33 protein-coding genes and 3 tRNA genes are annotated in these 22,804 nt (G+C 49.2%); 5 read left to right on the top strand and 31 right to left on the bottom strand.

Going from position 1 to position 22,804, the window contains the following annotated elements; genetic code table 11:
• Positions 1 to 259: 259 nt before the first annotated feature.
• The 14 genes from tnpC (ACQE3E_RS17715) to ACQE3E_RS17780 all read right to left on the bottom strand — a co-directional run bounded on the left by tnpC (ACQE3E_RS17715) (position 260) and on the right by ACQE3E_RS17780 (position 11,308).
• Positions 260 to 1,819, bottom strand: coding sequence for an IS66 family transposase (gene tnpC / locus ACQE3E_RS17715; protein ID WP_313728405.1), 1,560 nt, complete (start codon positions 1,817 to 1,819; stop codon positions 260 to 262).
• Positions 1,820 to 1,940: 121 nt separating this feature from the next.
• Positions 1,941 to 3,500, bottom strand: coding sequence for an IS66 family transposase (tnpC, locus tag ACQE3E_RS17720; RefSeq protein WP_313728405.1), 1,560 nt, complete (start codon positions 3,498 to 3,500; stop codon positions 1,941 to 1,943).
• A gap of 31 nt (positions 3,501 to 3,531) precedes the next feature.
• Positions 3,532 to 3,882: an IS66 family insertion sequence element accessory protein TnpB gene (gene tnpB / locus ACQE3E_RS17725; RefSeq protein WP_313727828.1), complete on the bottom strand. Its 351-nt coding sequence runs from the start codon at positions 3,880 to 3,882 to the stop codon at positions 3,532 to 3,534.
• Entirely contained in the window at positions 3,858 to 4,265 is a 408-nt protein-coding gene (locus tag ACQE3E_RS17730; RefSeq protein ID WP_231883784.1) for a transposase, read from the bottom strand. The genes tnpB (ACQE3E_RS17725) and ACQE3E_RS17730 overlap by 25 nt, the downstream gene beginning before the upstream one ends.
• Positions 4,266 to 4,316: 51 nt before the next feature.
• The gene (tnpB, locus tag ACQE3E_RS17735; protein ID WP_427500901.1) at positions 4,317 to 4,679 is read right to left on the bottom strand and encodes an IS66 family insertion sequence element accessory protein TnpB; all 363 of its coding nucleotides are present in this window, start codon (positions 4,677 to 4,679) and stop codon (positions 4,317 to 4,319) included.
• The gene (locus tag ACQE3E_RS17740) at positions 4,655 to 5,062 is read right to left on the bottom strand and encodes a transposase (RefSeq protein WP_231883784.1); all 408 of its coding nucleotides are present in this window, start codon (positions 5,060 to 5,062) and stop codon (positions 4,655 to 4,657) included. The genes tnpB (ACQE3E_RS17735) and ACQE3E_RS17740 overlap by 25 nt, the downstream gene beginning before the upstream one ends.
• Before the next feature lie 189 nt (positions 5,063 to 5,251).
• Positions 5,252 to 5,557 (bottom strand): hypothetical protein, encoded by a 306-nt coding sequence (locus tag ACQE3E_RS17745; protein ID WP_427500902.1) that lies wholly within the window; start codon positions 5,555 to 5,557, stop codon positions 5,252 to 5,254.
• A gap of 153 nt (positions 5,558 to 5,710) precedes the next feature.
• Positions 5,711 to 6,616: a tyrosine-type recombinase/integrase gene (locus ACQE3E_RS17750; RefSeq protein WP_427500903.1), complete on the bottom strand. Its 906-nt coding sequence runs from the start codon at positions 6,614 to 6,616 to the stop codon at positions 5,711 to 5,713.
• A 94-nt stretch (positions 6,617 to 6,710) separates the two neighbouring features.
• Complete coding sequence (locus tag ACQE3E_RS17755; protein ID WP_427500904.1) at positions 6,711 to 7,217, bottom strand: hypothetical protein; 507 nt, start codon at positions 7,215 to 7,217, stop codon at positions 6,711 to 6,713.
• 61 nt (positions 7,218 to 7,278) lie between these two features.
• Positions 7,279 to 8,322, bottom strand: a complete 1,044-nt coding sequence (locus ACQE3E_RS17760) for a hypothetical protein (protein ID WP_427500905.1) — start codon at positions 8,320 to 8,322, stop codon at positions 7,279 to 7,281.
• Complete coding sequence (locus ACQE3E_RS17765; RefSeq protein ID WP_427500906.1) at positions 8,322 to 8,828, bottom strand: JAB domain-containing protein; 507 nt, start codon at positions 8,826 to 8,828, stop codon at positions 8,322 to 8,324. The genes ACQE3E_RS17760 and ACQE3E_RS17765 overlap by 1 nt, the downstream gene beginning before the upstream one ends.
• Positions 8,829 to 9,021: 193 nt before the next feature.
• Positions 9,022 to 9,546, bottom strand: a complete 525-nt coding sequence (locus ACQE3E_RS17770; RefSeq protein ID WP_427500907.1) for a hypothetical protein — start codon at positions 9,544 to 9,546, stop codon at positions 9,022 to 9,024.
• Positions 9,547 to 9,565: 19 nt separating this feature from the next.
• Entirely contained in the window at positions 9,566 to 9,967 is a 402-nt protein-coding gene (locus ACQE3E_RS17775; RefSeq protein ID WP_427500908.1) for a DUF2787 family protein, read from the bottom strand.
• Between the two features lie 873 nt (positions 9,968 to 10,840).
• Positions 10,841 to 11,308: a DUF3987 domain-containing protein gene (locus ACQE3E_RS17780; RefSeq protein WP_427501656.1), complete on the bottom strand. Its 468-nt coding sequence runs from the start codon at positions 11,306 to 11,308 to the stop codon at positions 10,841 to 10,843.
• 75 nt (positions 11,309 to 11,383) lie between these two features.
• Here ACQE3E_RS17780 and ACQE3E_RS17785 point away from each other — a divergent pair, with 75 nt between their 5' ends.
• On the top strand, positions 11,384 to 11,866 hold the full coding sequence (locus ACQE3E_RS17785; protein ID WP_313728406.1) for a helix-turn-helix domain-containing protein: 483 nt from the start codon (positions 11,384 to 11,386) through the stop codon (positions 11,864 to 11,866).
• Positions 11,785 to 12,381, top strand: a complete 597-nt coding sequence (locus ACQE3E_RS17790; protein WP_313728407.1) for an IS630 family transposase — start codon at positions 11,785 to 11,787, stop codon at positions 12,379 to 12,381. The genes ACQE3E_RS17785 and ACQE3E_RS17790 overlap by 82 nt, the downstream gene beginning before the upstream one ends.
• Here ACQE3E_RS17790 and ACQE3E_RS17795 read toward each other — a convergent pair.
• Genes ACQE3E_RS17795 through ACQE3E_RS17815 form a run of 5 tightly spaced genes read right to left on the bottom strand, consistent with a single transcriptional unit; the run spans position 12,367 to position 15,283 of the window.
• The gene (locus ACQE3E_RS17795) at positions 12,367 to 14,079 is read right to left on the bottom strand and encodes a DUF3987 domain-containing protein (RefSeq protein ID WP_313729570.1); all 1,713 of its coding nucleotides are present in this window, start codon (positions 14,077 to 14,079) and stop codon (positions 12,367 to 12,369) included. The genes ACQE3E_RS17790 and ACQE3E_RS17795 overlap by 15 nt on opposite strands.
• Complete coding sequence (locus ACQE3E_RS17800; protein WP_313729569.1) at positions 14,076 to 14,381, bottom strand: CHC2 zinc finger domain-containing protein; 306 nt, start codon at positions 14,379 to 14,381, stop codon at positions 14,076 to 14,078. Before ACQE3E_RS17800 ends, ACQE3E_RS17795 begins: the two co-directional genes overlap by 4 nt.
• On the bottom strand, positions 14,374 to 14,724 hold the full coding sequence (locus ACQE3E_RS17805; RefSeq protein ID WP_427500909.1) for a hypothetical protein: 351 nt from the start codon (positions 14,722 to 14,724) through the stop codon (positions 14,374 to 14,376). Before ACQE3E_RS17805 ends, ACQE3E_RS17800 begins: the two co-directional genes overlap by 8 nt.
• Entirely contained in the window at positions 14,715 to 15,083 is a 369-nt protein-coding gene (locus tag ACQE3E_RS17810) for a hypothetical protein (protein ID WP_427500910.1), read from the bottom strand. The genes ACQE3E_RS17805 and ACQE3E_RS17810 overlap by 10 nt, the downstream gene beginning before the upstream one ends.
• Entirely contained in the window at positions 15,080 to 15,283 is a 204-nt protein-coding gene (locus ACQE3E_RS17815; RefSeq protein ID WP_313729567.1) for a hypothetical protein, read from the bottom strand. Before ACQE3E_RS17815 ends, ACQE3E_RS17810 begins: the two co-directional genes overlap by 4 nt.
• Positions 15,284 to 15,611: 328 nt before the next feature.
• On the opposite strand from ACQE3E_RS17815, the gene ACQE3E_RS17820 reads away from it, so the two are divergent.
• Both ACQE3E_RS17820 and ACQE3E_RS17825 read left to right on the top strand, forming a co-directional pair.
• Entirely contained in the window at positions 15,612 to 16,094 is a 483-nt protein-coding gene (locus ACQE3E_RS17820) for a YkgJ family cysteine cluster protein (RefSeq protein ID WP_427500911.1), read from the top strand.
• Positions 16,039 to 16,488 (top strand): putative iron-sulfur cluster-binding metallochaperone, encoded by a 450-nt coding sequence (locus ACQE3E_RS17825; RefSeq protein ID WP_313729565.1) that lies wholly within the window; start codon positions 16,039 to 16,041, stop codon positions 16,486 to 16,488. The genes ACQE3E_RS17820 and ACQE3E_RS17825 overlap by 56 nt, the downstream gene beginning before the upstream one ends.
• 97 nt (positions 16,489 to 16,585) lie before the next feature.
• On the opposite strand, the gene ACQE3E_RS17830 is transcribed toward ACQE3E_RS17825, so the two are convergent.
• The 11 genes from ACQE3E_RS17830 to def all read right to left on the bottom strand — a co-directional run bounded on the left by ACQE3E_RS17830 (position 16,586) and on the right by def (position 21,753).
• The gene (locus tag ACQE3E_RS17830; RefSeq protein ID WP_313729564.1) at positions 16,586 to 16,960 is read right to left on the bottom strand and encodes a VOC family protein; all 375 of its coding nucleotides are present in this window, start codon (positions 16,958 to 16,960) and stop codon (positions 16,586 to 16,588) included.
• Positions 16,961 to 17,035: 75 nt separating this feature from the next.
• Positions 17,036 to 17,461: a ProQ/FinO family protein gene (locus ACQE3E_RS17835; RefSeq protein ID WP_313729563.1), complete on the bottom strand. Its 426-nt coding sequence runs from the start codon at positions 17,459 to 17,461 to the stop codon at positions 17,036 to 17,038.
• A 136-nt stretch (positions 17,462 to 17,597) separates the two neighbouring features.
• Positions 17,598 to 17,774, bottom strand: coding sequence for a hypothetical protein (locus ACQE3E_RS17840; RefSeq protein WP_313729562.1), 177 nt, complete (start codon positions 17,772 to 17,774; stop codon positions 17,598 to 17,600).
• Between the two features lie 212 nt (positions 17,775 to 17,986).
• Positions 17,987 to 18,062, bottom strand: a tRNA-Asn gene (locus ACQE3E_RS17845).
• 26 nt (positions 18,063 to 18,088) lie between these two features.
• Positions 18,089 to 18,165, bottom strand: a tRNA-Arg gene (locus ACQE3E_RS17850).
• Positions 18,166 to 18,225: 60 nt separating this feature from the next.
• A tRNA-Ser gene (locus tag ACQE3E_RS17855) sits at positions 18,226 to 18,316 on the bottom strand.
• 10 nt (positions 18,317 to 18,326) lie between these two features.
• Positions 18,327 to 18,518 (bottom strand): carbon storage regulator CsrA, encoded by a 192-nt coding sequence (gene csrA, locus ACQE3E_RS17860; RefSeq protein ID WP_064029361.1) that lies wholly within the window; start codon positions 18,516 to 18,518, stop codon positions 18,327 to 18,329.
• A 581-nt stretch (positions 18,519 to 19,099) separates the two neighbouring features.
• Complete coding sequence (locus ACQE3E_RS17865) at positions 19,100 to 19,444, bottom strand: DUF2845 domain-containing protein (protein WP_231883677.1); 345 nt, start codon at positions 19,442 to 19,444, stop codon at positions 19,100 to 19,102.
• Positions 19,441 to 20,274 (bottom strand): quinoprotein dehydrogenase-associated SoxYZ-like carrier, encoded by an 834-nt coding sequence (locus tag ACQE3E_RS17870; RefSeq protein WP_313730865.1) that lies wholly within the window; start codon positions 20,272 to 20,274, stop codon positions 19,441 to 19,443. Before ACQE3E_RS17870 ends, ACQE3E_RS17865 begins: the two co-directional genes overlap by 4 nt.
• Positions 20,275 to 20,299: 25 nt before the next feature.
• Positions 20,300 to 21,217 (bottom strand): quinoprotein relay system zinc metallohydrolase 2, encoded by a 918-nt coding sequence (locus ACQE3E_RS17875; RefSeq protein WP_313730864.1) that lies wholly within the window; start codon positions 21,215 to 21,217, stop codon positions 20,300 to 20,302.
• Positions 21,217 to 21,753 carry a peptide deformylase gene (gene def / locus ACQE3E_RS17880; protein ID WP_313730863.1) on the bottom strand — a complete coding sequence of 179 codons (537 nt, stop codon included), beginning with the start codon at positions 21,751 to 21,753 and terminating at the stop codon, positions 21,217 to 21,219. Before def ends, ACQE3E_RS17875 begins: the two co-directional genes overlap by 1 nt.
• Before the next feature lie 184 nt (positions 21,754 to 21,937).
• On the opposite strand from def, the gene ACQE3E_RS17885 reads away from it, so the two are divergent.
• Positions 21,938 to 22,276: an HvfA family oxazolone/thioamide-modified RiPP metallophore gene (locus tag ACQE3E_RS17885; protein ID WP_313730862.1), complete on the top strand. Its 339-nt coding sequence runs from the start codon at positions 21,938 to 21,940 to the stop codon at positions 22,274 to 22,276.
• 204 nt (positions 22,277 to 22,480) lie between these two features.
• On the opposite strand, the gene ACQE3E_RS17890 is transcribed toward ACQE3E_RS17885, so the two are convergent.
• On the bottom strand, positions 22,481 to 22,804 hold the full coding sequence (locus ACQE3E_RS17890) for a HesB/IscA family protein (protein WP_064029351.1): 324 nt from the start codon (positions 22,802 to 22,804) through the stop codon (positions 22,481 to 22,483).

The following is a 22,804-nucleotide window of genomic DNA, read 5'->3' on the forward strand; positions in this document are numbered from 1 at the left end:
CGGCAGCTATCCCGTTCTGATTTGCTAAATTCCGCCTGAGCATTAGCAATCAAATCGAGTCTTACATTGGGTAAAATGTTGCAGACCAAATAATGTAAGGCCCAATTCATGATTTGCGCTTTCTTGCTGTTGTTGTCGGCCTTATCAAGATAGTCGATGTAGGTGTCGATTTCACGTATCGCGCGTTTGAGAATGGTAAGCGATCTTTGAAGGACGCACTAGAACTGAAACGGACAATGACTTAACCGTTGGCGTACGATTAGTCCGTTAGGGCGTCGAGATTCCAAGGCAACAGCGCTTCGAACTCTTCGACAGTTTTTGCGGTGGGAAGCTTTCGGAACAGATCGACCAGATAGGTGTAAGGGTCGACGCTATTGGCCTTGCAGGTTTCGATCAACGAGTAAAGATTAGCGCTGGCACGGGCGCCGGCCACCGTATCGCAAAACAACCAATTGCGGCGGCCCACCACGAAGGGGCGTATGGCGTTTTCGCAGAGGTTGTTGTCGATGGGCCAAGCGCCGTTGTCGACGAAGCGGATCAGTTTGGACCACTGCGATGACAAGTAATGCAAAGCCTTGCCCAGCAAACTACCGGGGATTACCGCATGCAGATGTTGTAGCAGCAGGGCTTCGATTTTGACCAAAACCGGTCGGCTTTGCTCCTGGCGCCGCTGCCCACGCTGTTCGACGCTCAGGTCTTCCGTCTGAGTTTCAATCGCGTACAGTTCACCCATCGCCGCGATAAACTGCGTCGCCAGTTGCTCCGGGCCGCGCGCGGCTTTAGGAATGGCGGCTTCGGCCTCGACAAAATAACGCCGCGCATGCGCCCAACAGCCGAGGTGAATCGCACCCCGGCTGGCTGCAATGGCGTTATACACCTCATAGCCGTCGCTCATCAGTACCGCGCCGGGTTTGATGCCTTCATACAACGGCTGCGCATGCGTTCCGCCGCGCCCCGGCGTGTAGCTGAACAGCCGAATCGGCGGTCCGGAGCCGGTCATTTGTGCCCACAGATAGCTTTTGCTTTGCGCGGCTCGGCCGGATTCTTTGAGCACTTGAACCACGGTTTCGTCGCCCAGGATCAGATCGGCATCGAGCAGATGGTCGCGCAGCAAGTTGATGATGGGTTGCACTGCGTCGCCAACCCGCACCATGCTAGCCGCCAACGTGTTGCGCGACAGATCGCCGCCGAAACGGCTCAACAGCGCGGCTTGCCGATACAGCGGCAGGCTATCCTGGTATTTGGCGGTGACGACCCAGGCTAATGCCGTTTCGGTGAGTAAGCCTTTGGGGATGATGCGAACCGGTGCCGGCGTCACGCGAATGCTTTCATCGCAGCACGGGCAGGCATATTTGACGCGGTGATGTTGAATGACTCGCACCTGTTGCGGCACGATGTCGAGCTGCTCGCTGATTTCAGCGCCGATTTCCACCAGACGAGTACCGTCATGCGCACAGATGCGTTCGGCTTCCGCTAATTCATGGCGCACGATCTCACGCGGCAGATGCGGATCGAGCGGTTTGCGACCGCGTTTCTTACGGCGGTGACCGGCCACCTCGACCGCTTCGGGCGTGGCTTCCTCGGCGATTGGAGCACCGTTCGGCGCCAACACTTCGGCTTCGTTCAGGAACAGGTCGCGCTGGGCCGGATTGGCCCGCGCCTCGGATTTTGCGGCATACAGCCTATGCAGAAAGGCATCCACACGTTCTTTCAATAAATCCCGCTCGACCGTCACCAACCGCAGTTGACTCGCCAGCCGTTGCTGCTCGGCCAGCAAGGCTTGGTAGTCTTCGGTGGACAGCGTGATGGTGGGCGTCATGCCGTTATTTTACCGGCTTTACATCCGCGTTTCAGCCCACTTGGGTATAGGTTCGTGGTAAGCGATCTTTGAAGGACGCACTAGAACTGAAACGGACAATGACTTAACCGTTGGCGTACGATTAGTCCGTTAGGGCGTCGAGATTCCAAGGCAACAGCGCTTCGAACTCTTCGACAGTTTTTGCGGTGGGAAGCTTTCGGAACAGATCGACCAGATAGGTGTAAGGGTCGACGCTATTGGCCTTGCAGGTTTCGATCAACGAGTAAAGATTAGCGCTGGCACGGGCGCCGGCCACCGTATCGCAAAACAACCAATTGCGGCGGCCCACCACGAAGGGGCGTATGGCGTTTTCGCAGAGGTTGTTGTCGATGGGCCAAGCGCCGTTGTCGACGAAGCGGATCAGTTTGGACCACTGCGATGACAAGTAATGCAAAGCCTTGCCCAGCAAACTACCGGGGATTACCGCATGCAGATGTTGTAGCAGCAGGGCTTCGATTTTGACCAAAACCGGTCGGCTTTGCTCCTGGCGCCGCTGCCCACGCTGTTCGACGCTCAGGTCTTCCGTCTGAGTTTCAATCGCGTACAGTTCACCCATCGCCGCGATAAACTGCGTCGCCAGTTGCTCCGGGCCGCGCGCGGCTTTAGGAATGGCGGCTTCGGCCTCGACAAAATAACGCCGCGCATGCGCCCAACAGCCGAGGTGAATCGCACCCCGGCTGGCTGCAATGGCGTTATACACCTCATAGCCGTCGCTCATCAGTACCGCGCCGGGTTTGATGCCTTCATACAACGGCTGCGCATGCGTTCCGCCGCGCCCCGGCGTGTAGCTGAACAGCCGAATCGGCGGTCCGGAGCCGGTCATTTGTGCCCACAGATAGCTTTTGCTTTGCGCGGCTCGGCCGGATTCTTTGAGCACTTGAACCACGGTTTCGTCGCCCAGGATCAGATCGGCATCGAGCAGATGGTCGCGCAGCAAGTTGATGATGGGTTGCACTGCGTCGCCAACCCGCACCATGCTAGCCGCCAGCGTGTTGCGCGACAGATCGCCGCCGAAACGGCTCAACAGCGCGGCTTGCCGATACAGCGGCAGGCTATCCTGGTATTTGGCGGTGACGACCCAGGCTAATGCCGTTTCGGTGAGTAAGCCTTTGGGGATGATGCGAACCGGTGCCGGCGTCACGCGAATGCTTTCATCGCAGCACGGGCAGGCATATTTGACGCGGTGATGTTGAATGACTCGCACCTGTTGCGGCACGATGTCGAGCTGCTCGCTGATTTCAGCGCCGATTTCCACCAGACGAGTACCGTCATGCGCACAGATGCGTTCGGCTTCCGCTAATTCATGGCGCACGATCTCACGCGGCAGATGCGGATCGAGCGGTTTGCGACCGCGTTTCTTACGGCGGTGACCGGCCACCTCGACCGCTTCGGGCGTGGCTTCCTCGGCGATTGGAGCACCGTTCGGCGCCAACACTTCGGCTTCGTTCAGGAACAGGTCGCGCTGGGCCGGATTGGCCCGCGCCTCGGATTTTGCGGCATACAGCCTATGCAGAAAGGCATCCACACGTTCTTTCAATAAATCCCGCTCGACCGTCACCAACCGCAGTTGACTCGCCAGCCGTTGCTGCTCGGCCAGCAAGGCTTGGTAGTCTTCGGTGGACAGCGTGATGGTGGGCGTCATGCCGTTATTTTACCGGCTTTACATCCGCGTTTCAGCCCACTTGGGTATAGGTTCGTGCCGGATGCGGCCGCATCGCGGCCAAGTCAATACCGGCTAACAACCAGTGGAGTTGCTCGACCGTCAACATCACAACTGCTGCCTCTTTCGGCCAGTGAAAACGGTCGGCTTCCAGCCGCTTGAGCATCAACCAAAAACCGGTGCGGTCCCACAACAGCAGTTTGATCCGATCCCGCCGGCGGTTGCTGAACACGTAGATGGCCGGCTCGAACGGATTCAAGCCTAATGCCTGCTCAACCAGCAGCGCTAAACCATTGATGGCCTTGCGGCCGTCGACCGGCTCGCGGTGCAGGTAGACCTTCAATCCTGCGTCGAAACGAAACATGGCAGCTCGGCCAACGCCTTCAAAATCACCGGCAGGTCGCTCAGTGCGACAGGCTGTAACGCGAGTTTAACGCCGTTGGGCAACTCCGCACTGAGCGCTGACTCAGCCGGTTTCTCTGCGCTCAGCGACTGAACGGGCACAAAAGCCGGCAACGTTAATGGACTGTTCGGATTCGGATGTCCTGTTTCTCGGTAATGCCCCATCCACTTGCGCAGCAGATTGGCATTGATACCGTATTGCAGAGCGATCTTGGCAACCGATGTGCCCGAATGCAAGCAAACTTTCACTAGCTCCCGCTTGGCTTCCGGATCATAAAGGCAACGGCCGTCTCGCCCGTGCCCCACGATTAATGGCCGCGATAATCGCGTGTTATGCTCCTTCATAGGTGTCCACCTGATTATAAGTGGACACTATCTTCGTTCCTTTCGAGCTGTTTATACAGATGCTGTTAAAGGACCGCTTACGGTTCGTGCCGGATGCGGCCGCATCGCGGCCAAGTCAATACCGGCTAACAACCAGTGGAGTTGCTCGACCGTCAACATCACAACTGCTGCCTCTTTCGGCCAGTGAAAACGGTCGGCTTCCAGCCGCTTGAGCATCAACCAAAAACCGGTGCGGTCCCACAACAGCAGTTTGATCCGATCCCGCCGGCGGTTGCTGAACACGTAGATGGCCGGCTCGAACGGATTCAAGCCTAATGCCTGCTCAACCAGCAGCGCTAAACCATTGATGGCCTTGCGGCCGTCGACCGGCTCGCGGTGCAGGTAGACCTTCAATCCTGCGTCGAAACGAAACATGGCAGCTCGGCCAACGCCTTCAAAATCACCGGCAGGTCGCTCAGTGCGACAGGCTGTAACGCGAGTTTAACGCCGTTGGGCAACTCCGCACTGAGCGCTGACTCAGCCGGTTTCTCTGCGCTCAGCGACTGAACGGGCACAAAAGCCGGCAACGTTAATGGACTGTTCGGATTCGGATGTCCTGTTTCTCGGTAATGCCCCATCCACTTGCGCAGCAGATTGGCATTGATACCGTATTGCAGAGCGATCTTGGCAACCGATGTGCCCGAATGCAAGCAAACTTTCACTAGCTCCCGCTTGGCTTCCGGATCATAAAGGCAACGGCCGTCTCGCCCGTGCCCCACGATTAATGGCCGCGATAATCGCGTGTTATGCTCCTTCATAGGTGTCCACCTGATTATAAGTGGACACTATCTTCGTTCCTTTCGAGCTGTTTATACAGATGCTGTTAAAGGACCGCTTACTGAGAATGGCCCTGGCATAAACCAATACCTCTCGGGCATTCTGCTGCTTTTGTTGATCGATCATGTCGGTTACTGATTGTGTGTGAGTTGTCATCGGTTTCCCCTTGTTTAATATTCTTCGGGTAACATCAGCGTGGTGACCGAACGATCTGCTTCAGTAATAATCCAGATTTTGATCTGATTTGTTATTTGGTAGGACGAGAACAGCCGAGCACCGTTGTTCAGCGCAGCGTTATTGGTGGCAATGTCTTCAGCATCGAGATCGCCCCAGTCACCACAGTGATGACGCTTTAGCAATTCAAGGCCTGTCATGCCGAGACTGTGTAAGGTTTCCAGTGCGCCGGGCGTCGCCACGGTTTGACCTAGATTGAACAAAGGGAGCGCAGATTTGGATAACGGTTTTGTCGTGTTCATAGAGTTCTCCAAGTAATAGGAATCCGCTGAAAAGAGCGTTTTGCTTTTCCAGTGGGCTTATGGGGTTATTGATTTGACGTGCAGTGGTTGCTGATTCGAGCTAACTTTGTAGGTAGCTCGACCGACAGATAGAGTGGGCTATCTTATCTCTGCTTAGTAACTCAGCAGTTGTATCGCCCGTCGTTGGGCTTTCTGATCGCGTAAGTCGTAACGGGCTGTGGTTTTAATATCGCTGTGGCCTGCCAGTTGCCGAGTGGTATTCAGATCAACCCCAGCTTCCAGTAAGCGTGTAACAAATGTTCGACGTAAATCATGGGGCCGAAGCACGCCGATTTGGGCCGCTATTGCCCGCTGCTGAACAATGTCGTAAATGCTTTGGCCAGTCAGTGCTTTATTAACAATCTGACCCGCTTTGTTGATTGGGTTGAATAGCTTGCCATCGGCATTACCCCGCTGATTTCGCCATTGGCGAAGACTCTGTCGGCAATCGGGATTCAGATAGATTTGTCGTTGTTTATTACCCTTGCTACTTTGCACATCGAGCAAACCGTTTTTGCTGTTGAAATCGTGGTGTTCAAGACTAGTGATTTCGGAACGACGCAAACCAGTCGCCAACATCAGGGAGATCAGCGCATGATCACGTTTACCCGTAGGTGACTTGTCTTGCTTGCAGACACGCAGCAGTTTTTGAATGTCGTTGCTGGTTAAGCTTCTGCCGCTGATTAAGCGTTGTCCTCTAACGGGCTTGATACTGTTGATGGTCAGCAACTGCTCAGCACTGACTAGCTTCAGGTGGAAGCATGCTTTGGCTACTCCGCGTAATGCTGACAACGTTAGATTGATGGTATTACTGGCCTTGCCATGTTGTCGAAGGGTATTACGGACAGAGGCGATATGTTGATACTCGATTTGCTGCCAAGGCAGGGTTTCCAGGTCACCCATAAAACCCAGAATATTAGCTGCGGTTTGCAACGTACAGCGCATTGAGCGTCTGCCAGTGGGCGCAAGATTCTCCAAGTACAGCGTGACAGGGCTAATCGGTTCGGTCTTGGTTGACATAGTGTCGTTCTCCGAAAATGGAAGTGAAAACAGTTGAATTGCGGCATTACCGGAATGGGTAACGTGGTTACAGTGATGGGTTAGTGGTTACCGATTACCCGTTTTGGTTTGTCCATATCGGCAAGATGACTCGCCAACTCGTATCGGGGTGATTGATGAAATGTGCTTTCGTCAGCGGTCTTGCCAAGGGGTGACGGGCTAACCAACTTGGCGGCGTCAATTCGCAATTAACCCAGGCCAGAAACGGCTCGAAGACACACTCAGTCCATAGCAATTCACAACTGGGATATAGAATTAGGCAGTCGTCATCCAGGCATAGTCCATCAAGGTAGCCACCGTCAGTTGCTATCGGAAATGCTTCAAACATTTTCAGGGTCCAATGAATGCCTTGCCATTCGTAGCCCATCGAAATACCTCTGGCATGCAGCGAAAACACAAACGCTCGATGTAGTCCCGGCATCGTGAATCTGACTATACGGCAGCCTTCATTGACCATTTCAAACGGCGGCGTCACAAATCGGGATTGGTTGATTGCCAGCCACGCGAAAAAAGCCTGTTGAAACTGTCTAATCAGCGTTACATCGCGCATGACTATTTTCATGCTGTCCTCCGGTTTGCCGATCACTTGCTTTAATGAGCATTAACGCAACTAAATTGATTGGCTATGGCTGGGCTTGCTTGAGCCAACGTTTGACGAATCGTCGGGTTTGATTGCTGACGTCTTGATTGTTGGCGGCTACCAGCTGATCCAGCACAAAGCGTTGTTTCTTCGGATACCATTTCAAGCCCAAGGTCGCCCGCTCGGGATATAGCACCTTGAAAATGGCATAGTCTTGATCAGCGACGTCGGACCTATAAGTCAGCCCACAATGATGCTGCTGATGGGCTTCCAAAAACAGCATGGGATAGTCCGTCAGCTGAACGATGTCTTCATGGGGTGCCCATGGCAGTATGGGGTAACGTTCATACCAATGGTTTTCCAAGGCTTCGAGTTCGATTTCACTCAGATACGCTGCTGCACATTCGTAGATGGCGGCTAAGTCGATCCAATCAACCGTTTGTAACGCTAATAACAGTTGATCGCTCACTTGATTATCCAATCGCTGCTGCAGTCTGTTTAAATCAATCACATGGCGGCAACGCAGTAACTTTTTATGGATGTCGCTGATGGCCAAGCGTTGGGCCGCCTGTTTGATTTGACCGATCTTAAACAGAGCCAGATCAAAGCACAGATAATGATGTTTATGGCGTCGGATAAAACGTGCTGTCGCCAATTCGGGATGTTTCACCAGCAAGCGAGCGAAATTGACCAATGTTGACAACTCGTCAGGTAGATACCGTTTATCGAGGGGATCAAAATAGCCCTGACTGACACACTGATACAACGCTCTCAATTCAGAATGCGCGTAATGGACCAGTTCAAAGCTGGAATCTACCTGTTGAATCGAGCGACACAGCAAGAGATTGGTTTCACTGGTCGCTAACTCCGTTACGTGCAGTATGGCTTCGGTTGAATTTAGCTGACAAACTTCACGTCGTTTGGCAAAGGACCAATGCTGCTTTTCAGCAACGTATTGCAGCAGTAGCAATAACAAGGGTTGTTCTTGCAGTAATGCTTGTTGCTGATAACAACGCAGCCAGAGTTTGTCGCTGTTGTCATAGGGGCAGTCTGTTTCCGCCGATACTATTTCGAATAGACTCATCATCAGATCATCCCGAGTTCAGCCAACGAAGTGACTTCATCGCCGCCGACCACGAAATGATCCAACACAGCCACTTCGATCAAGGCTAAGGCTTCTTTCAGCTTGCGGGTAATATCGCGATCACTCTGACTGGGTAGTGCGGTGCCTGAGGGATGGTTATGGGCAAAGATTATGGCTGCCGCATTCAGTTGTAACGCACGTTTGACGACTTCACGCGGATACACCGATGCCGACGCCAAGGTGCCAGTAAACAGCTTTTCAAACGCCAAGATGCGATGCTGATTGTCGAGAAATAAAGCCCAGAAGGTTTCATGCTCATACTCTGCCATTTGTGCGGGCAAAAACGCAGCCGCTTCCAAGGGACTGGTAATGGCACGCCCACGCGCAAACTTGCGACGAATCAGTCGATTGGCCATCGCCAAGATTTCATCAGAACTCACAGGTCGATGAGTCAGATATTGACCGGCTTCCTCGGTGGCAATAAAACCAATATGAGAATACGAAGACATAAGAGGCTCCTGTAATAATAACGATATGTTTAAAATCATCACGGCACCTCAATCCTTGCTAAAGTCAAAGCATGAGTATGCCCAAGCTAAGCGACACAAATAGACGCTTGGCCAGTGAGTCGCTAGCAATTGCGACGGGGTAAAATGGATTAAAAAATCACCAACTAAAAAGTCACGAGATAACTGCTGATGACTAAGCTTTACGCTGCAGCAGATAGGTGTGTGCTGGTAACAACCAATGCCGCTTGGCCTCGTGTTCATGAATCATCGAGCAACTGCTTTTCAGCAAAAAGCGCATATCGTCTGAGTCATAGACTTGAATGGTTTGCTCGGTAATCTGCGAAATCAGCGTCCAATGGTTGTAATGACCTTCAATGCCTGAAAACACGATTCGGTCGGGCACCGACAGAAAGACTTCCAAGGTTTGTAGAAAAATCGCTTGATCAACACGAGGACAGCGATGAAACGGTTTTGACCGGATAATCGGATACCGAGTACAAATCAAATGCTTCAGAATGGCCGCAATGTCGTGAATGACAATACCGTGTACACAACGTTCTGCAATCGGCCCTCGACTTTCTAAAAACGACAAGATGTCATGAAATAACGTTTGGGCATGTCGCTTACTGATAGGCCCGCACAACACATTCACCGCATTGATCAGCGCATAAACTCCGCACAAACCATCGAGCTGCCCCTGGCGGTAAGGTTTTGGCATAACACACTACATACTAAGATCAGCGGCTAGAGAGCGAAACCTCAAACACTTGTCGCTCGACATAGTCACAGAAATTGGATTGCCATAATTCAAACAACGAGGCCCCGCGTTCAATGGGAAACTCTCGGCCCATATGCTGGAAAACCTTGTAGCCAAAATCAAAGTCGATCTCCTTATCAAGCTCGGCATAGGGTCCCGATCCGTAATAGGCGAAATCCGTAATGTAGAGAATACGCCCCTGTTCATCAACAGCAATTTCGACAGGGTGATAGCCACCGCTTTCAGCACTATAATCTGGGTCGCGAAAGTTAATGGTAAAGCCTGCCATAGTATCGACAGAAGATTGATCAATCTCGTGTTGAATAATATCGACCAAGTTATTGGTGATAGGCAAAAGGTATCCAGAGTTTTGTATTTGCATTTGTTTCTCCCATAGCAAAGCGCAGCGAGTAATTGTTATCCGCTGAGCAAGTTGGATAAATTGAATTTAATTAGAGTTGAGCCAGAAAACAGCTAGATGACATAGTGCGCTATAAGAGTATATTGATAATATTCTACTTACAACAAATATTATTATATTAGGCGTTTAAATTTTGTCAAATAAATCCACAAGCGCAATAACAGCTATTAAATAATTCACCATTATTTTTAATGGCGGGTTGTAAAAATACTAGAGGGTTTTTATAAAGCCTAGCGTAGTTAGCCTGGATCAAGTAAGTGCTTATAAATATTTCGTAATCAAATATGTTCAATTTATCATAACAAAACTGTATTTCGAGGCTTATGACGGGTCCTGCATCGCAATTGGTTAACTTGCTCTGCTTAACAATAAATCAAGCATAATATGACTAAATAGATAATCCAGTATATGTGCAAATACTCAAGTGCCAGCACACAGCTTTTATGTGCGTCCGCCACTCAAACTATTGCGACAGGGGGAACAAGCACTAATGGCATGCAACTATACAAGTCAAGAAGTCAGCAAAGGAAGCCGCTAAAGGGGCTAAAGCAGCTAAAGTGTAGCAAATCGACTTTAGCTGCTTTAGCTGCGTGCAAAGTCTAAAGACAACAAGTCGATTTTAGTTGTATCAACGCATTAAAGAGTGCATTAAACGGTTAGAGACAAAAGACGACTTTAGCTGCTTTAGCAGACTAATATATATAAGCCATTTTTATATATAATATATATGTATGAATCTATTATCTTTAGCACTTAAGTTAGTCAGCTAAAGCAGCTAAAGTTGATTTAGATTGATGCTGAGTACCAATGATAATCAGCATCAATTGAAGGTTGTTATAATAAAGATGGATTGATTATATACTCTGGGTCATTCGGTCTTCCGCCCGATGACTTGCGTGGAGTGACAACTTTTAACCAGTTTTCATTTGTCAAAATATTACAAGCATTTTTAACAGAATTCGGATTAGTCAATCCACTCCATTTTTTGTCATACACGTCTTTAGCCTTAAATGGGGATGGAATTTTACCTTCCTTGATTTTCTTAGCAAGGAGTGTCACCACGTTTTGGCTTGGAGTCACAACCATACCGTAAATACGACGAGCGTGACTTTCCAAATATTTACACCAATAAATAGCTCGTTTTGCAGATATTTCTGAAATTCGACTGCTAGGGTTTCCAGAATCAGCAATTGTCACCAGGTGGAATATCAAAGCCAAACTTGGCATTAACGAATTGTATTTTCCAAGATGCTCCTTGATAAGATTATTAGTTTCGCTTTCAAGTTTCCTTCGATTCCTGATAAGCCACTTAAGCGCTTAACAACAAATCACCATGCATTAAAATAGCGAGATTTCAGGTGTGGTGGTAGCGACAGAATGCGGGCAAGAGCAATAGAATTGAACGAAAGCGAACGAGAGCAGCTCCAGCAAATTATCAAAAAAGGGAGCGATTGGCGAGAACGGGAGCGGGCACAGACCATTTTGATGTTAGCCAATGGCCAGACAGTCATTGCGATTGCAGAACAGCAAGGCGTGAAACCGGAAGCTATACGGGAGCGGCGGCGGAAGTGGTGGAGAAATGGGCTGAACAGTTTACCGGATCAACCCCGCAGTGGTGCACCAAGTAAATTGACTGACGCGCATCGATGCCGGCTCAAAGAATGGATCGATGCGGAACCTTTAAACTGCCGGGCATTGGTCAGTCGTCTAACGACGGAATGCGACGTGACGATTAGCGCCAGCACCTTGCGGAACGAGTTAAAACGGATGGGCTATGTATGGAAGCGCACCCGTTACAGTTTAAAAAAAAGCGTGATCCCGAGCGCTTCGAGCGGGCCCAACACGACATTGCCGCACTGATTCAGCAAGCGCAAGCCGGCGAAATCGAATTGGCCTATGTGGATGAGGCCGGATTTGCACCACAACCACCGAATCGTTCGGCTTGGACCAAAAGCGGAGAAGTTCATGCCATTACCGCTAAACGCGCGCAGCGGATGAACGTCATTGGCGCTTTGCTTTCATCGGGTCGATTAATGCTGACTAAGCTGTGGCAAAGCGTCAATGGTCTGTGGTTTTTTGGCTTTCTGATGGCATTGGTCCAACGCGTCAGCAAGCCATTGGTGGTGATTTTAGATAATGCGTCCATTCATACGGCCAAAAAACTGAAGCCGTATTGGGATTTGCTGGAAGAGAAAGGTATTCGATTTTATTTCCTGCCGCCCTATAGCCCTGAGTTGAATCGGATTGAATTGCTGTGGCATAAAATGAAATATGAATGGCTGCCATTCAAAACATTTATGCCGGATGAGCTTGAGCAGGCTATTGACGAAATTGGCCGAGGGTTTGGCTCACAATACACGCTAACTTTTTGCTAAGAGCTTATTGACATGATCTTGAGCATCCTCAGAGAAACGAAAATAGGGTCTATCATCAAAGTCGCTTTTTTGGGCACCATATTTACAGAAATCCATTTCAGCCAACTTTTCAAAAATCAAATAAACACGATCTCTTGCATCCTCATCAGCTTTCACATCAACAAGATTCCAGTCGATCATGTCTGGATAAACCATCAATTGAAAACGTTGCAACAAACCATCGTTACCTCCCTTAGAGGCTGAATTCAGATAATCAAGCAATTTATCAGGCTGAATACCCCCTAGCAGCGAAATGCAAATATTCCCAGCATAGGTCAGTCCACGCCCAATCTTAATATCTGTGCATGATTCATTACCATTCCAGGCAGTAAGAAAAAACGCTCTTTCCTGGGCCCCTTCCTTTTTGTCCCAGTGTACAAGCGACCCAGTTAGCTCGTCTTTATAAACTAATGTACCGCGCTCATTTGTCACATGAAGGTAAGCCAAACTTTGATGGCTGGAATCATTTACAACAAAAATTCGCGGACCAATTTGTTTGTTTAATTTCAACTTGAGCTGGACCAACGTATTCTTAAGTTGCTCAATGTCTTCAACTGACTCTGTATCGTCGTCAGAGTCAGGGGGGTTATCCAACTCTTTCTCTATCTCATCGATTTGACGTGAAATCTCATTTTTTTCAAGTTCATCTAAGAGTTTCTGTTCCTCGTAAAGTTGAAAGTATTGTTTTTGTAAGCGTTTAAGTAAACTTAATGCTTGGCCCATACTTGGCGATTTCATCATCAAGCTCGGAGGTCCGATACAAATAGCCCAAAGATTCGGAATCACACTCCAATTATCAAGCTGTTTAGGACGAACCGAACACCCACTACCTATGATAGAGCCAATAGCTCCTACCAGCGAAACGGCTACGAAATCCATCGGAGTTTGCATCCGATAGCTCGTATCTTTCACAAACGCTCGTAAGGGCTCGGGAAGCATTTTTTCAGCGAAAGGTTTAACTGGCAGCAAGTCAGAGTCTGTTAATGCGGTCGGCTCTAACCAATCAGAATCATCGGCTGCACCGGAAAGCCAACTTTCCGGCACATCTTCAACTTTATCCAATAGTTTCGTTATACGCTTCCTTAATGAAGCGATACGATCTTCATTGAATTTACTGTATCCATCCCAATCAGATTCATAACTTTGGATGTAATCAACAATATCGCCAGATTCAGGAGAATTCGGTAATCGCAGAATCTTGATTTCGATGTCGGGATTTACTTTCTTGAGCAATTGACAAACATCTTTTGCATACTTTTCGCCAGGTTCATCGTTATCAGGCATAACAATAACTCTATTGATATTTTCAAATGGTGACCAGTCCGCTTTTTTCGCACCATTCGCTCCCCCAATTGAAGTAACGGTACAATATCCGAGTCGATTCATAGTCAATGCACATTTTTCACCTTCAACGATACAGACTGTGTCAGCATCAGCCAATGAAGCCAAATGGTGTAGCCCATACAATGGTGTGGGGTCTAGATCGATACCAGGCAACCATTGGTTAGCTTTCCGTTTAAAGATCGGAATAACATCTTTGTTACCGTCGTCGTCTTCGTATCGTACGGTATACCCAATTATTGTTTTGTCCGGATTTTTATAGGTCCATTGGTAAACACGATTTTTTCCATTATAAATATCAGGGATCGCCATACTCATAGCAACCCCCAATCAGCTTGCAGCTTTTTCAACGCATCGACAAAGCTTAAGTCGTAGTGCTGCTTGGTAAACGCAATAATATCGCTACCCTTGGCGCCGCAAGAGAAGCAGTTGAATGCGCCACTGTTAACATTGACGAAAAAACTCCCCGCTTTACGATCATTATGAAATGGGCAAAGACCTGCTTCATTCCAATCGTAACGATCAAGCTTTATGTTTCGCAGCACCGATTGATAAAAAATCGTCGGTGAGATTTCATTTTTTATTTTTTCTGCATTTAGGCCGGGGCGGAATTTAGACATAACTCCCCCGTTCAGCTAAGTCAGAAAACCAATCGTTAAACCTACTCTCATCGATGAACAAGTTGCCGTTGATGTTGATAACAGCGCCAGATTTAATCAGCCCATTCGCCGCGGCATTTGCGATCAGTTGAGACAGGTAAAATGATTCGTTGTTGTATGAGTAGTATTCGGCTTCACTGACTACTTCGCTAGTTTCAATCCTAACACGGTGAACTATTAGTTCATCTTCAAACACCTCATCGTCCGTGTTGAACACCAAGGTTGGTCCATATTCATAATGACCAAGCATTTGAACAACCTCGCCATCTTTGGTTGATAATGTTTGGCTAAATATCAGTGGCATCCCCCCCGTATCCTGGCGGGCATATCAAGAACCGAGATGCCCAGTCTTTCGGAGAATTTGTTAATGGCTTCTTGTATCGAGAGCTTGTATTTTTCCTGTAAGAACTCTAGGAAATTTATACCTTTCTTATGGCAACACTTCGTCAAAAAAGCTCCAGTACCCGTGTGAATACTGGATCTTCCATCAGGATGACCACAGTTGAATGCGCAATGATCAACGCTATTCCATGAGTTAGCCTTCAGCTTTTGATTTTGATTTTGATTTTGATTTTGAAACTCATGCTGATACAGCTGGTGATTATCGGCTATTTTTAGGGCAATTTTCGATTGAATGGAGACTGGAACTGTTAGTTCAATCATTTTGCACCTCCTTGGTTTCGTGACCCAACCCAAGCGAAAAACTTGTCTTCATTGATCAGAACCTTACGACCAATACGGACGATAGCGCCGGATTGTGCCAAACCGTTGATATGTTCATTAAAGATTAAAGCTCTAAGACCTCCGTTGGTGAAGGCAGGGTGTTTTGTTGAAAACTGGTTTACTGTTGATAAAGTAGGCATATCTAATGCTCCTCAAATCATCGCAACATCGCGATGCCGGCTATTGTTATGGCGCTTTTTTCCCGGTTTTTTGAGGCGACGAATAGGAACTGAACAGGGAAGTCTATGGGGATTTTTTGGTGATTTTCGCTATTGACAGGTTTTCCGGTGTTTCAATGAAAATGCTAGTTTTGGAGTCTGACGCACCGGTGTATTTGACCGACATTCATACCGACATCGACCAACAGGTTGACTTGAATCGCGCGGAAAATTCGGATTGGCCTTGTCGCACGGGGTGCGAAGGCTGTTGCCACCGATTGGCGGAAATCCCACAGCTCTCGGCTGCCGAATGGGCATTGCTGCAACAAGGCCTAGCCACACATTGCCCAAAGATCTGCAGCATAGTATTCGTGACCGCATCATCGCGATGGCTAAACAGGTCGACCGTCCCATCGTCTGTCCAATGCTGGATCAATCAACAGGAACATGCCGGGTCTATCGATATCGTCCTACCGCCTGCCGTACTTATGGATTTTATGTGCAACGCGATAAAGGGCTTTACTGCAAAGACATCGAAGCCGACGTGGACAGTGGCGCGCTGGATAATGTGGTATGGGGTAACCAGGATGCGATTGATCAACAATTGAAATGCACTGGGGAAACACGCAAACTCACCGCATGGTTTACACCGATTGGAAGATCATGGAGAGGGTTGACAGTCGCCACCCAGGTTGCCTCAACACACCGGTTTCCCGATAAGGCCGAGGATAGCGTCCATGTCCGATTGCTGCTGCCCCAGTACCGCCAACAAAACCAAACAGACTTGCCCTGAATGCGGCTCCACGTGCAAAAGTGTCGGTAGGCCTACGCTTTACCATCAAGTCCGATTTCCAGAAAATCAGGCGCTCATCACTGACAGCTATTATTTTTGCCCGGCAAAAACATGTCCAATTGCCTACTTTTCCAACGCGGGCAACACCATTTCCAAGCAACATTTACAAAGCTATCAAGCGATTCAAAACGACACACTTTGTTATTGCTTTGATATTACCGCTGAGCAGTATGTAGCGGCATTAAAAGATCACCGGGCAGAACCAATCAAAGCATTTGTCATGCAACGTACTCAAGCCGGGGATTGCGCTTGTGAAGTTAGAAACCCATCAGGTCAATGCTGTTTAGGGCATTTCAAGCGTTTGGAAATCGAGCACAATACAGGCATCAAATAATCGCTTTGGTTTGATAAGCCTGCGTTTTACCCAAGTTATATATTCTGCCGACAGCGTAGTAATCGCTGCCATTGCATTACACTGGGCTAGAACCTGCTTACATTGAGTGCAAACCAATCATATTGCCTTCGGTATCCATAACCAACGAGATGAAGCCATATTCGCCAATCGACATCTTTTCTCGGTGTACCCTACCGCCATGTTTTTTTGCACGAGCCTCTTCAACACCGCAGTCTTCACAGTGAAAGTAGATGATGGTGGAGTTGCCGCCCGAAGAACAGCCTTCCAGTTTTACGAGTGCTCCCGTTGCCCCATAACTCTGTTGTTCACATGGAAATCCCCAGAGTTCAATACCGGAAAAGGGCGGTGATAATTCCCGCAGTTCAAGTTGAAAAACGCTTTCGTAAAACTGCTTGGCTCGCTCCATGTCTTGGACGTAGATTTCAAACCAGGCAACGGGATTGATAGCCATAGCATTACTCCTTAAAACTGAAGAGTTGAAACTGAAAGCTTATTGGCAATATTGAGATACTGAGCAGAGCCCAAGTCAAGCAGGCGCAGATTTTTGTAGCTGAGGTCTACTATTATCTGCGAATGTAGCTTCTTCCTTGGTAACAAATCCCACTTCATGGCCTTGTAAATCCACTCTGGCAGCGCCCGCCACCATGCATTCGCTGTAGCGTTTACCCTGACACCATTTTTTCAACGCAGCGCGAATGTCGTTCGCAGAAAGTCCAAGCTGTTCGATATGTTCCAGCAGGTCGTTATGGATGCCGATTTTTAACGGAATCTTAGCCAAAGGTTTTTTCGGAAATGCCAGTGGGAACTGTTTTTGCAGCAAGCCGATATTTCGCACGACAGGATCAACCGGTGGCCTGTTGTTTTTTTCAGCTTGTCGCTTACGCGCTTCTTTTTCAGCCGCCGCTTGTTTGGTTAATTGCTCTTTTAAAGCAGCAAGTTGTTCGAATGCCATAGTCAATGATTAAAACTTTGCAAGTTGATTGTCTTAGCTTACCGAAGCAACGGGGAATAGGCAAAGCCAGACCAGACCAGCAGACAGAGGTTCAGACAAAAGGTATATCGATCAGTTTTAATCAAGAATGACTATCTCAGATTCTTGGAAATAGAAAGCCTCCCATCAAACCAGTGGTAATGCTGAAAATGATGGCCAAGATGATGATAGCGGGTATCGATGCTAACGCCCATTTGACCATCAGCACCACGATGGAGAAAAACGGCATCTGTAAATCGACAACAATTACTTTCTTGGCTTCTTCTTCGCCCATAATCTTTACCCAAGAATTTGTTTGGAGGTCAGCGTAGCAGCAATTGACAATTCAAACTCGCGGTCGTGCGAGCAATGCATTTGAGATTGGTGAGCCTAGCGTTTAGGAGGATTTTGCTGCCATTTGCTGTGACGTGTTATGGCGTAGTGTGACGTGAGTGTGACGCAGACATAAAAAAGGGCCTACATTTTCATGTAAGCCCTTGATTTATTTGGCTCCCCCGGACGGGCTCGAACCGCCGACCTAGTGATTAACAGTCACCCGCTCTACCGACTGAGCTACAGGGGATTAATTCGGTAATACCAATACTCAAATGGCGCGCCCGGAGAGATTCGAACTCCCGACCGCACGGTTCGTAGCCGTGTACTCTATCCAGCTGAGCTACGGGCGCTTATTTGAGCCGCTTATTATCAATGATTTTAAAATAAATTACAACTTATTTTTATTTTAGTGGCGGAGAGAGAGGGATTCGAACCCTCGATGGGCTTTTGGCCCATACTCCCTTAGCAGGGGAGCGCCTTCGGCCTCTCGGCCATCTCTCCTAAAACTCTATCAACTCTCCGCGTTACTCGCTTCGGATTGCTCTTTCTTGATCCTCTCGTAGATTTCTTCCCTGTGAACCGAAACGTCCTTAGGGGCATTAACGCCGATACGAACCTGATTGCCTTTCACCCCGAGAACTGTAACAGTCACATCGTCACCAATCATCAAGGTCTCTCCCACTCTACGGGTCAAGATAAGCATACTATCTCCCTACATGTCCAATTGTGCTTTGTTACTGCAACATACTCGAATCGACAATTATAGTCTCTTTTTAAAAAAAGGAAAGCCTTATTACACCCCCGCTTGACGTCAATGCAGCTTAGAGTCTGTTTAAACGCTATCAGAACTGCGCATGGCGCGCGAGATATAAAAAGAGGCCGCCGTCTTCTTTGGGAAAAAAGCCGAGTAATGCACGGATTTATTCAAGCACAACAGAAGACATCTCCGGGACCGCGCTCAGTGAAGTGAGCAGGGAACACCAGTGATTACTATGCCTGGCTCAACGTCCGGCAAGATGGCGGCCACAAACGACACGATCCACAACCTGCCGAAAAAATGCGGCAGATTTTTACCAAAAATAAGCAGAGCTTTGGTTCGCGTCGTTTAGCGGCTCGCTCAAAGAAGCAAGGTTCTCGGACATTCTTCTCTTCTAAACAGACGTGGCTCGCATCCGAGCACGAGTAAGCTACCCCAACCAAGCAGGCAGAAATGCGTCGTACATATTCTGCCACCCCGAATTCGTAGACTAGCCTGCGGCCGTTGAAGTCGGAATCGTATCTCGCTCAATACCCATACCCGAGATCTTGGATATTTTTTAATTCGCCGTTTTCGAACTCCAGAAGTTGCTGAAACTTCCTACGCCCGAAATTGTAGGTCCATTCCTCAATAACGACTTCTTCGAATTGATCGATTTCCAATGCACCGTAAGGATGGCGAAACCGTGTACCGCGCACGGCAGTGCGCTCTTCCACACCATCCGGCTCACCGCACTTCGCCAAAACATCGGCTTTGTGGTCACCAATTCGGACCAATTTATGCCCACAACGCATCGCCAGCGCATCAACGGACACAACAAGGCCTATCGACGACACCCCAACCAATACAAACGCGCGAATCAGCGGACTCAAGGACTTACCTGATAGCTTTGGACATAGTTGGTCCCTTTGCTACACACGTTTCGACTGGTCGGCGACTCACAAGAAATATCGGAAAACTCCGCTTTCAATTCGCCCGGTTTATCGGGGACGAAATAAAAACGAAAATTCGGGTCCGCGCTAATTGCAATGTCGATCTTAGCGTTCAGCACCGGCTTGTCATTGAAACTGACCTTCAATTGGTCGACAAACTGCGATTTGCGGATGAAGCGAGTCACCTGATCCATCTGCATGCCGGTCAGATTCGGATGACTGATCATTAGTTGAGCCAAGGTCGGTTGCCCGGTTTGCACGCCTCCGTCCAAACGGAATTTAACCTTGCCGATCCGCTTAAGCGCTTCGTCCAAATCGGCTCCAATGGGTGCCGAACAGCCACCGCTGGCCTTGACGAACTTTTTAGTCATCGTGAACTTGCCGTCGCTGGTTTGTGCAACCGCGCGAATGTTGCTATAGGTATTGACCCTGACCCGCATCGCCAACTCGGCTTTACCGCTCTCCGGGAAGAACTCGAATTCGCCAACGAATGGAAACGGGTTCTTATCGACGAACAACCAAATTTTTTTGACGAACTTGTCTTTGGCCTGAGGAATCTTACTCGTGACCTTCAACGGCACGATCGCCGGGTCCTCGGCACGATACGGCGCTTCCAGCTCAATAACGTCCGAGCTTTCTTCAATGCTCTTGCCCGCGAAAAACTGGTCTTTCAACACCATATTCCAAGTCAGGTCGTCGCCTTCCGCGTGAACGCTAACCGACGAAATCAACAAAACCGACGCGGCCGCCAATCGAGATACATAATGCATGGTTTAAATCTCCCCAGGTAATCAATCAGTCTTCCCATTCCAGCTCGGCGAAAGCGATGGTAACGTTTTTGCGATGGAACTGTTCGAACAATTGCCAACGGCTTTTTGCGGCTAATCCAGCCGAAGACACCGCCTGCTCCAATGTTTTGCCCTGCTTGATCATCGCTCTTAGCTCGTCGGACAGTTCGGCCAAATACCGTTTTTCCGGCTGCATGGCCGCAGGCCAATCGTTAACCACGCGACCATGTCCTGGAATCACCAAGCGATAGCGACGATGCTCCAATCTTTCCAATTCGGCTAGCCAGCCCCTGATACTGCCATCAATGACTGGAATATGCTCCAAAAACAACAAATCGGCTAGCCACATAGTGTCTGTGTTTTTATCGTACACGCTAAGATCGTTATCGGTGTGCGCCGTGGGATGAGCTGTCAGCACAAGGTCGCGATTCCCGAGGTTCAAGGTCATCGTATCCTTGACCTGCAAGTCTGGGGGTATGATATTGTCTTGATTGACGTGGATGTCCAGCACCTCTTCAGCCCGACTCAGGTAATGCTCGCCGCGGGTCGCCATGGCCCGCGCCAGTTTGTGATGACCGACGAAACGCACGCCCGGTTCGTCCTTGAAGGCACGGTTACCGTAGATGTGATCGGGATGCACATGGGTGTTGATCACATAGCAAATCGGCTTATCGGTAAGTTGTTTGACCGCGTCGCGCAGGGCAATTCCCTGCCGAGGGCTACCACCGCTATCGATCACCGCCACGCATTTGTCGCCGACGATAAACCCGATATTGGCAATCTCGCCATGGTTGGCTCGATCCGGCCAATGGTGCGCGGACAAGTGTACGTAAACCCCTGGAGCAACTTCGCTAACCGACAACGGCGTTGCCGCCCAGACACACACGCTCGTCAGCCAGCCGAAAATCATCCAAATTATTCTCATCACTCACCTTGCACCGCTACTCGATTGAAAAACTCTGCCTCGGAAATGATATCCCGATTGTTTTCGACCCGATCCAAATAGACCAAACCCAACAAGTGATCGAATTCGTGCTGAAACACTCTGGCCGGAAAGTCACGCAACGCCAGGCGTTGAGAGGCGCCATGAACGTCGCGATACCGAACATCAATGGATTGATAACGCGGCACGAGCGCACGAATACCGGGTACGCTCAAACAGCCTTCCCAATCCTTGCGCATTTCGGCATTAAGTACTTCGAACCCAGGATTGACCATCACCAATGGCGCCATTTCCGGTGCCCGCGGATAACGCGGTGTCGGCCGCGACGCAATAATCAAAACTTGCAGCGACACCCCCAATTGTGGCGCGGCGATTCCCACACCGCCTTCGGCGAACATTGCCAACTGCATTTCCTCTAATAATTCGTGGAACTCGCTACTGGAAAAATCATCAACAGGCTGCGCTTGCCGACGCAGCACTTCGGAACCCAGCAGTTGAATTTGCGTTATTGGTTTCATGTCAGAATCGAAATGTCCGAACGTTAGCGTAACCTGTTGGGCGCGCAGTATATCGCTAATAGCGCTCGTCAACCCGTCTTTACTTTACCGGGCATTTTTGTGATATTACTAAAAAGCTTGCGCCGACAATGCGGGTTTTGACTTAACAACCGCTTAATATGTATCGACTTTTCCAGGAGACTATATGAAAAAAATCCATAAAACCCCGTTCGCTATCGCCATCGGCGCATCCCTGTTGCCAACCTTGGGTATGAATGCGGCACAAGCCGAGAGCAATCCGTTCGCTTTAACCGACCTAGGCTCAGGGTACATGCTCACTGCTGAAGCCAAACCCGAGGCGGCGGCGGATAAAATGAAGGATGGCTCTTGCGGTGAAGGCAAATGCGGCGCCGCAATGATGAAGAAAACCCCCGACAAAACCGCTACCGAAGGCAAATGCGCCGGAAACAAACCTGCGGCATCCGGGGACAAAGCCGCCGAAGGCAAAAAAATGGAAGGTAATTGCGGCGCTAACATGAAATAACGCCGCTTCTAGCGCCCGCCCAAGTGCGCGGGCGCTTTACCCCCGAAAGGGGTCAGCTTTAGAAAATATTCCTTGAACTTTGGACTAAAATTTTTTTCGGCTGAATCAAACTCATCGAAAAGCAACGCACTTGGTACTCCAAATTGCGCTCAATCAGCAATACCGGAAAAACAAACACCTTCCAGAACGTTTTTAGCGCATCGCTCAAACGGCAAAGCTTTCACCGCAACCACACGTGGCCTTGACGTTGGGATTCAAAAATTTAAAGGTTTCGTTAAAGCCTTCCCGAACGTAGTCCAGGACGATACCGTCCAATTTATCTAAATCAATACGCTTGACCAACAGTTTGACACCGAACTGATCGAAAACCAACTCGTCAGCCTCGGCTTGATCGGCATAGTCCAACACATAGGCGTAGCCCGAACACCCTGAAGCCTTCACACCCAGCCGCAACCCTAGCCCAGAACCACGCTTCTCGAGCTGTTTGCGAATTTGTTTGGCGGCGTTTTCCGTGACTTGAACAGTCAT

This window comes from Methylomonas sp. MED-D, assembly GCF_050276835.1.
Classification (GTDB): domain Bacteria; phylum Pseudomonadota; class Gammaproteobacteria; order Methylococcales; family Methylomonadaceae; genus Methylomonas; species Methylomonas koyamae_A.

Bases quoted from the DNA above. Each gene is read 5' to 3' on its own strand.
- ACQE3E_RS17885 (WP_313730862.1), top strand. From the start codon at position 21,938: ATGAAAAAAATCCATAAAACCCCGTTCGCTATCGCCATCGGCGCATCC.
- ACQE3E_RS17790 (WP_313728407.1), top strand. From the start codon at position 11,785: ATGGAAGCGCACCCGTTACAGTTTAAAAAAAAGCGTGATCCCGAGCGC.
- tnpC (WP_313728405.1), bottom strand. From the start codon at position 1,819: ATGACGCCCACCATCACGCTGTCCACCGAAGACTACCAAGCCTTGCTG.
- ACQE3E_RS17740 (WP_231883784.1), bottom strand. From the start codon at position 5,062: ATGAAGGAGCATAACACGCGATTATCGCGGCCATTAATCGTGGGGCAC.
- ACQE3E_RS17835 (WP_313729563.1), bottom strand. From the start codon at position 17,461: ATGGCATTCGAACAACTTGCTGCTTTAAAAGAGCAATTAACCAAACAA.
- ACQE3E_RS17770 (WP_427500907.1), bottom strand. From the start codon at position 9,546: ATGCCAAAACCTTACCGCCAGGGGCAGCTCGATGGTTTGTGCGGAGTT.
- tnpB (WP_427500901.1), bottom strand. From the start codon at position 4,679: ATGTTTCGTTTCGACGCAGGATTGAAGGTCTACCTGCACCGCGAGCCG.
- ACQE3E_RS17785 (WP_313728406.1), top strand. From the start codon at position 11,384: ATGCGGGCAAGAGCAATAGAATTGAACGAAAGCGAACGAGAGCAGCTC.
- ACQE3E_RS17800 (WP_313729569.1), bottom strand. From the start codon at position 14,381: ATGTCTAAATTCCGCCCCGGCCTAAATGCAGAAAAAATAAAAAATGAA.
- ACQE3E_RS17805 (WP_427500909.1), bottom strand. From the start codon at position 14,724: ATGCCACTGATATTTAGCCAAACATTATCAACCAAAGATGGCGAGGTT.
- def (WP_313730863.1), bottom strand. From the start codon at position 21,753: ATGAAACCAATAACGCAAATTCAACTGCTGGGTTCCGAAGTGCTGCGT.
- ACQE3E_RS17730 (WP_231883784.1), bottom strand. From the start codon at position 4,265: ATGAAGGAGCATAACACGCGATTATCGCGGCCATTAATCGTGGGGCAC.
- ACQE3E_RS17755 (WP_427500904.1), bottom strand. From the start codon at position 7,217: ATGAAAATAGTCATGCGCGATGTAACGCTGATTAGACAGTTTCAACAG.
- ACQE3E_RS17825 (WP_313729565.1), top strand. From the start codon at position 16,039: ATGTCCGATTGCTGCTGCCCCAGTACCGCCAACAAAACCAAACAGACT.
- ACQE3E_RS17840 (WP_313729562.1), bottom strand. From the start codon at position 17,774: ATGGGCGAAGAAGAAGCCAAGAAAGTAATTGTTGTCGATTTACAGATG.
- ACQE3E_RS17870 (WP_313730865.1), bottom strand. From the start codon at position 20,274: ATGCATTATGTATCTCGATTGGCGGCCGCGTCGGTTTTGTTGATTTCG.
- ACQE3E_RS17775 (WP_427500908.1), bottom strand. From the start codon at position 9,967: ATGCAAATACAAAACTCTGGATACCTTTTGCCTATCACCAATAACTTG.
- ACQE3E_RS17750 (WP_427500903.1), bottom strand. From the start codon at position 6,616: ATGTCAACCAAGACCGAACCGATTAGCCCTGTCACGCTGTACTTGGAG.
- ACQE3E_RS17760 (WP_427500905.1), bottom strand. From the start codon at position 8,322: ATGATGAGTCTATTCGAAATAGTATCGGCGGAAACAGACTGCCCCTAT.
- ACQE3E_RS17745 (WP_427500902.1), bottom strand. From the start codon at position 5,557: ATGAACACGACAAAACCGTTATCCAAATCTGCGCTCCCTTTGTTCAAT.
- ACQE3E_RS17830 (WP_313729564.1), bottom strand. From the start codon at position 16,960: ATGGCTATCAATCCCGTTGCCTGGTTTGAAATCTACGTCCAAGACATG.
- ACQE3E_RS17890 (WP_064029351.1), bottom strand. From the start codon at position 22,804: ATGACTGTTCAAGTCACGGAAAACGCCGCCAAACAAATTCGCAAACAG.
- ACQE3E_RS17810 (WP_427500910.1), bottom strand. From the start codon at position 15,083: ATGATTGAACTAACAGTTCCAGTCTCCATTCAATCGAAAATTGCCCTA.
- ACQE3E_RS17820 (WP_427500911.1), top strand. From the start codon at position 15,612: ATGGGCATTGCTGCAACAAGGCCTAGCCACACATTGCCCAAAGATCTG.
- ACQE3E_RS17875 (WP_313730864.1), bottom strand. From the start codon at position 21,217: ATGAGAATAATTTGGATGATTTTCGGCTGGCTGACGAGCGTGTGTGTC.
- csrA (WP_064029361.1), bottom strand. From the start codon at position 18,518: ATGCTTATCTTGACCCGTAGAGTGGGAGAGACCTTGATGATTGGTGAC.
- tnpC (WP_313728405.1), bottom strand. From the start codon at position 3,500: ATGACGCCCACCATCACGCTGTCCACCGAAGACTACCAAGCCTTGCTG.
- ACQE3E_RS17815 (WP_313729567.1), bottom strand. From the start codon at position 15,283: ATGCCTACTTTATCAACAGTAAACCAGTTTTCAACAAAACACCCTGCC.
- ACQE3E_RS17795 (WP_313729570.1), bottom strand. From the start codon at position 14,079: ATGAGTATGGCGATCCCTGATATTTATAATGGAAAAAATCGTGTTTAC.
- ACQE3E_RS17765 (WP_427500906.1), bottom strand. From the start codon at position 8,828: ATGTCTTCGTATTCTCATATTGGTTTTATTGCCACCGAGGAAGCCGGT.
- tnpB (WP_313727828.1), bottom strand. From the start codon at position 3,882: ATGTTTCGTTTCGACGCAGGATTGAAGGTCTACCTGCACCGCGAGCCG.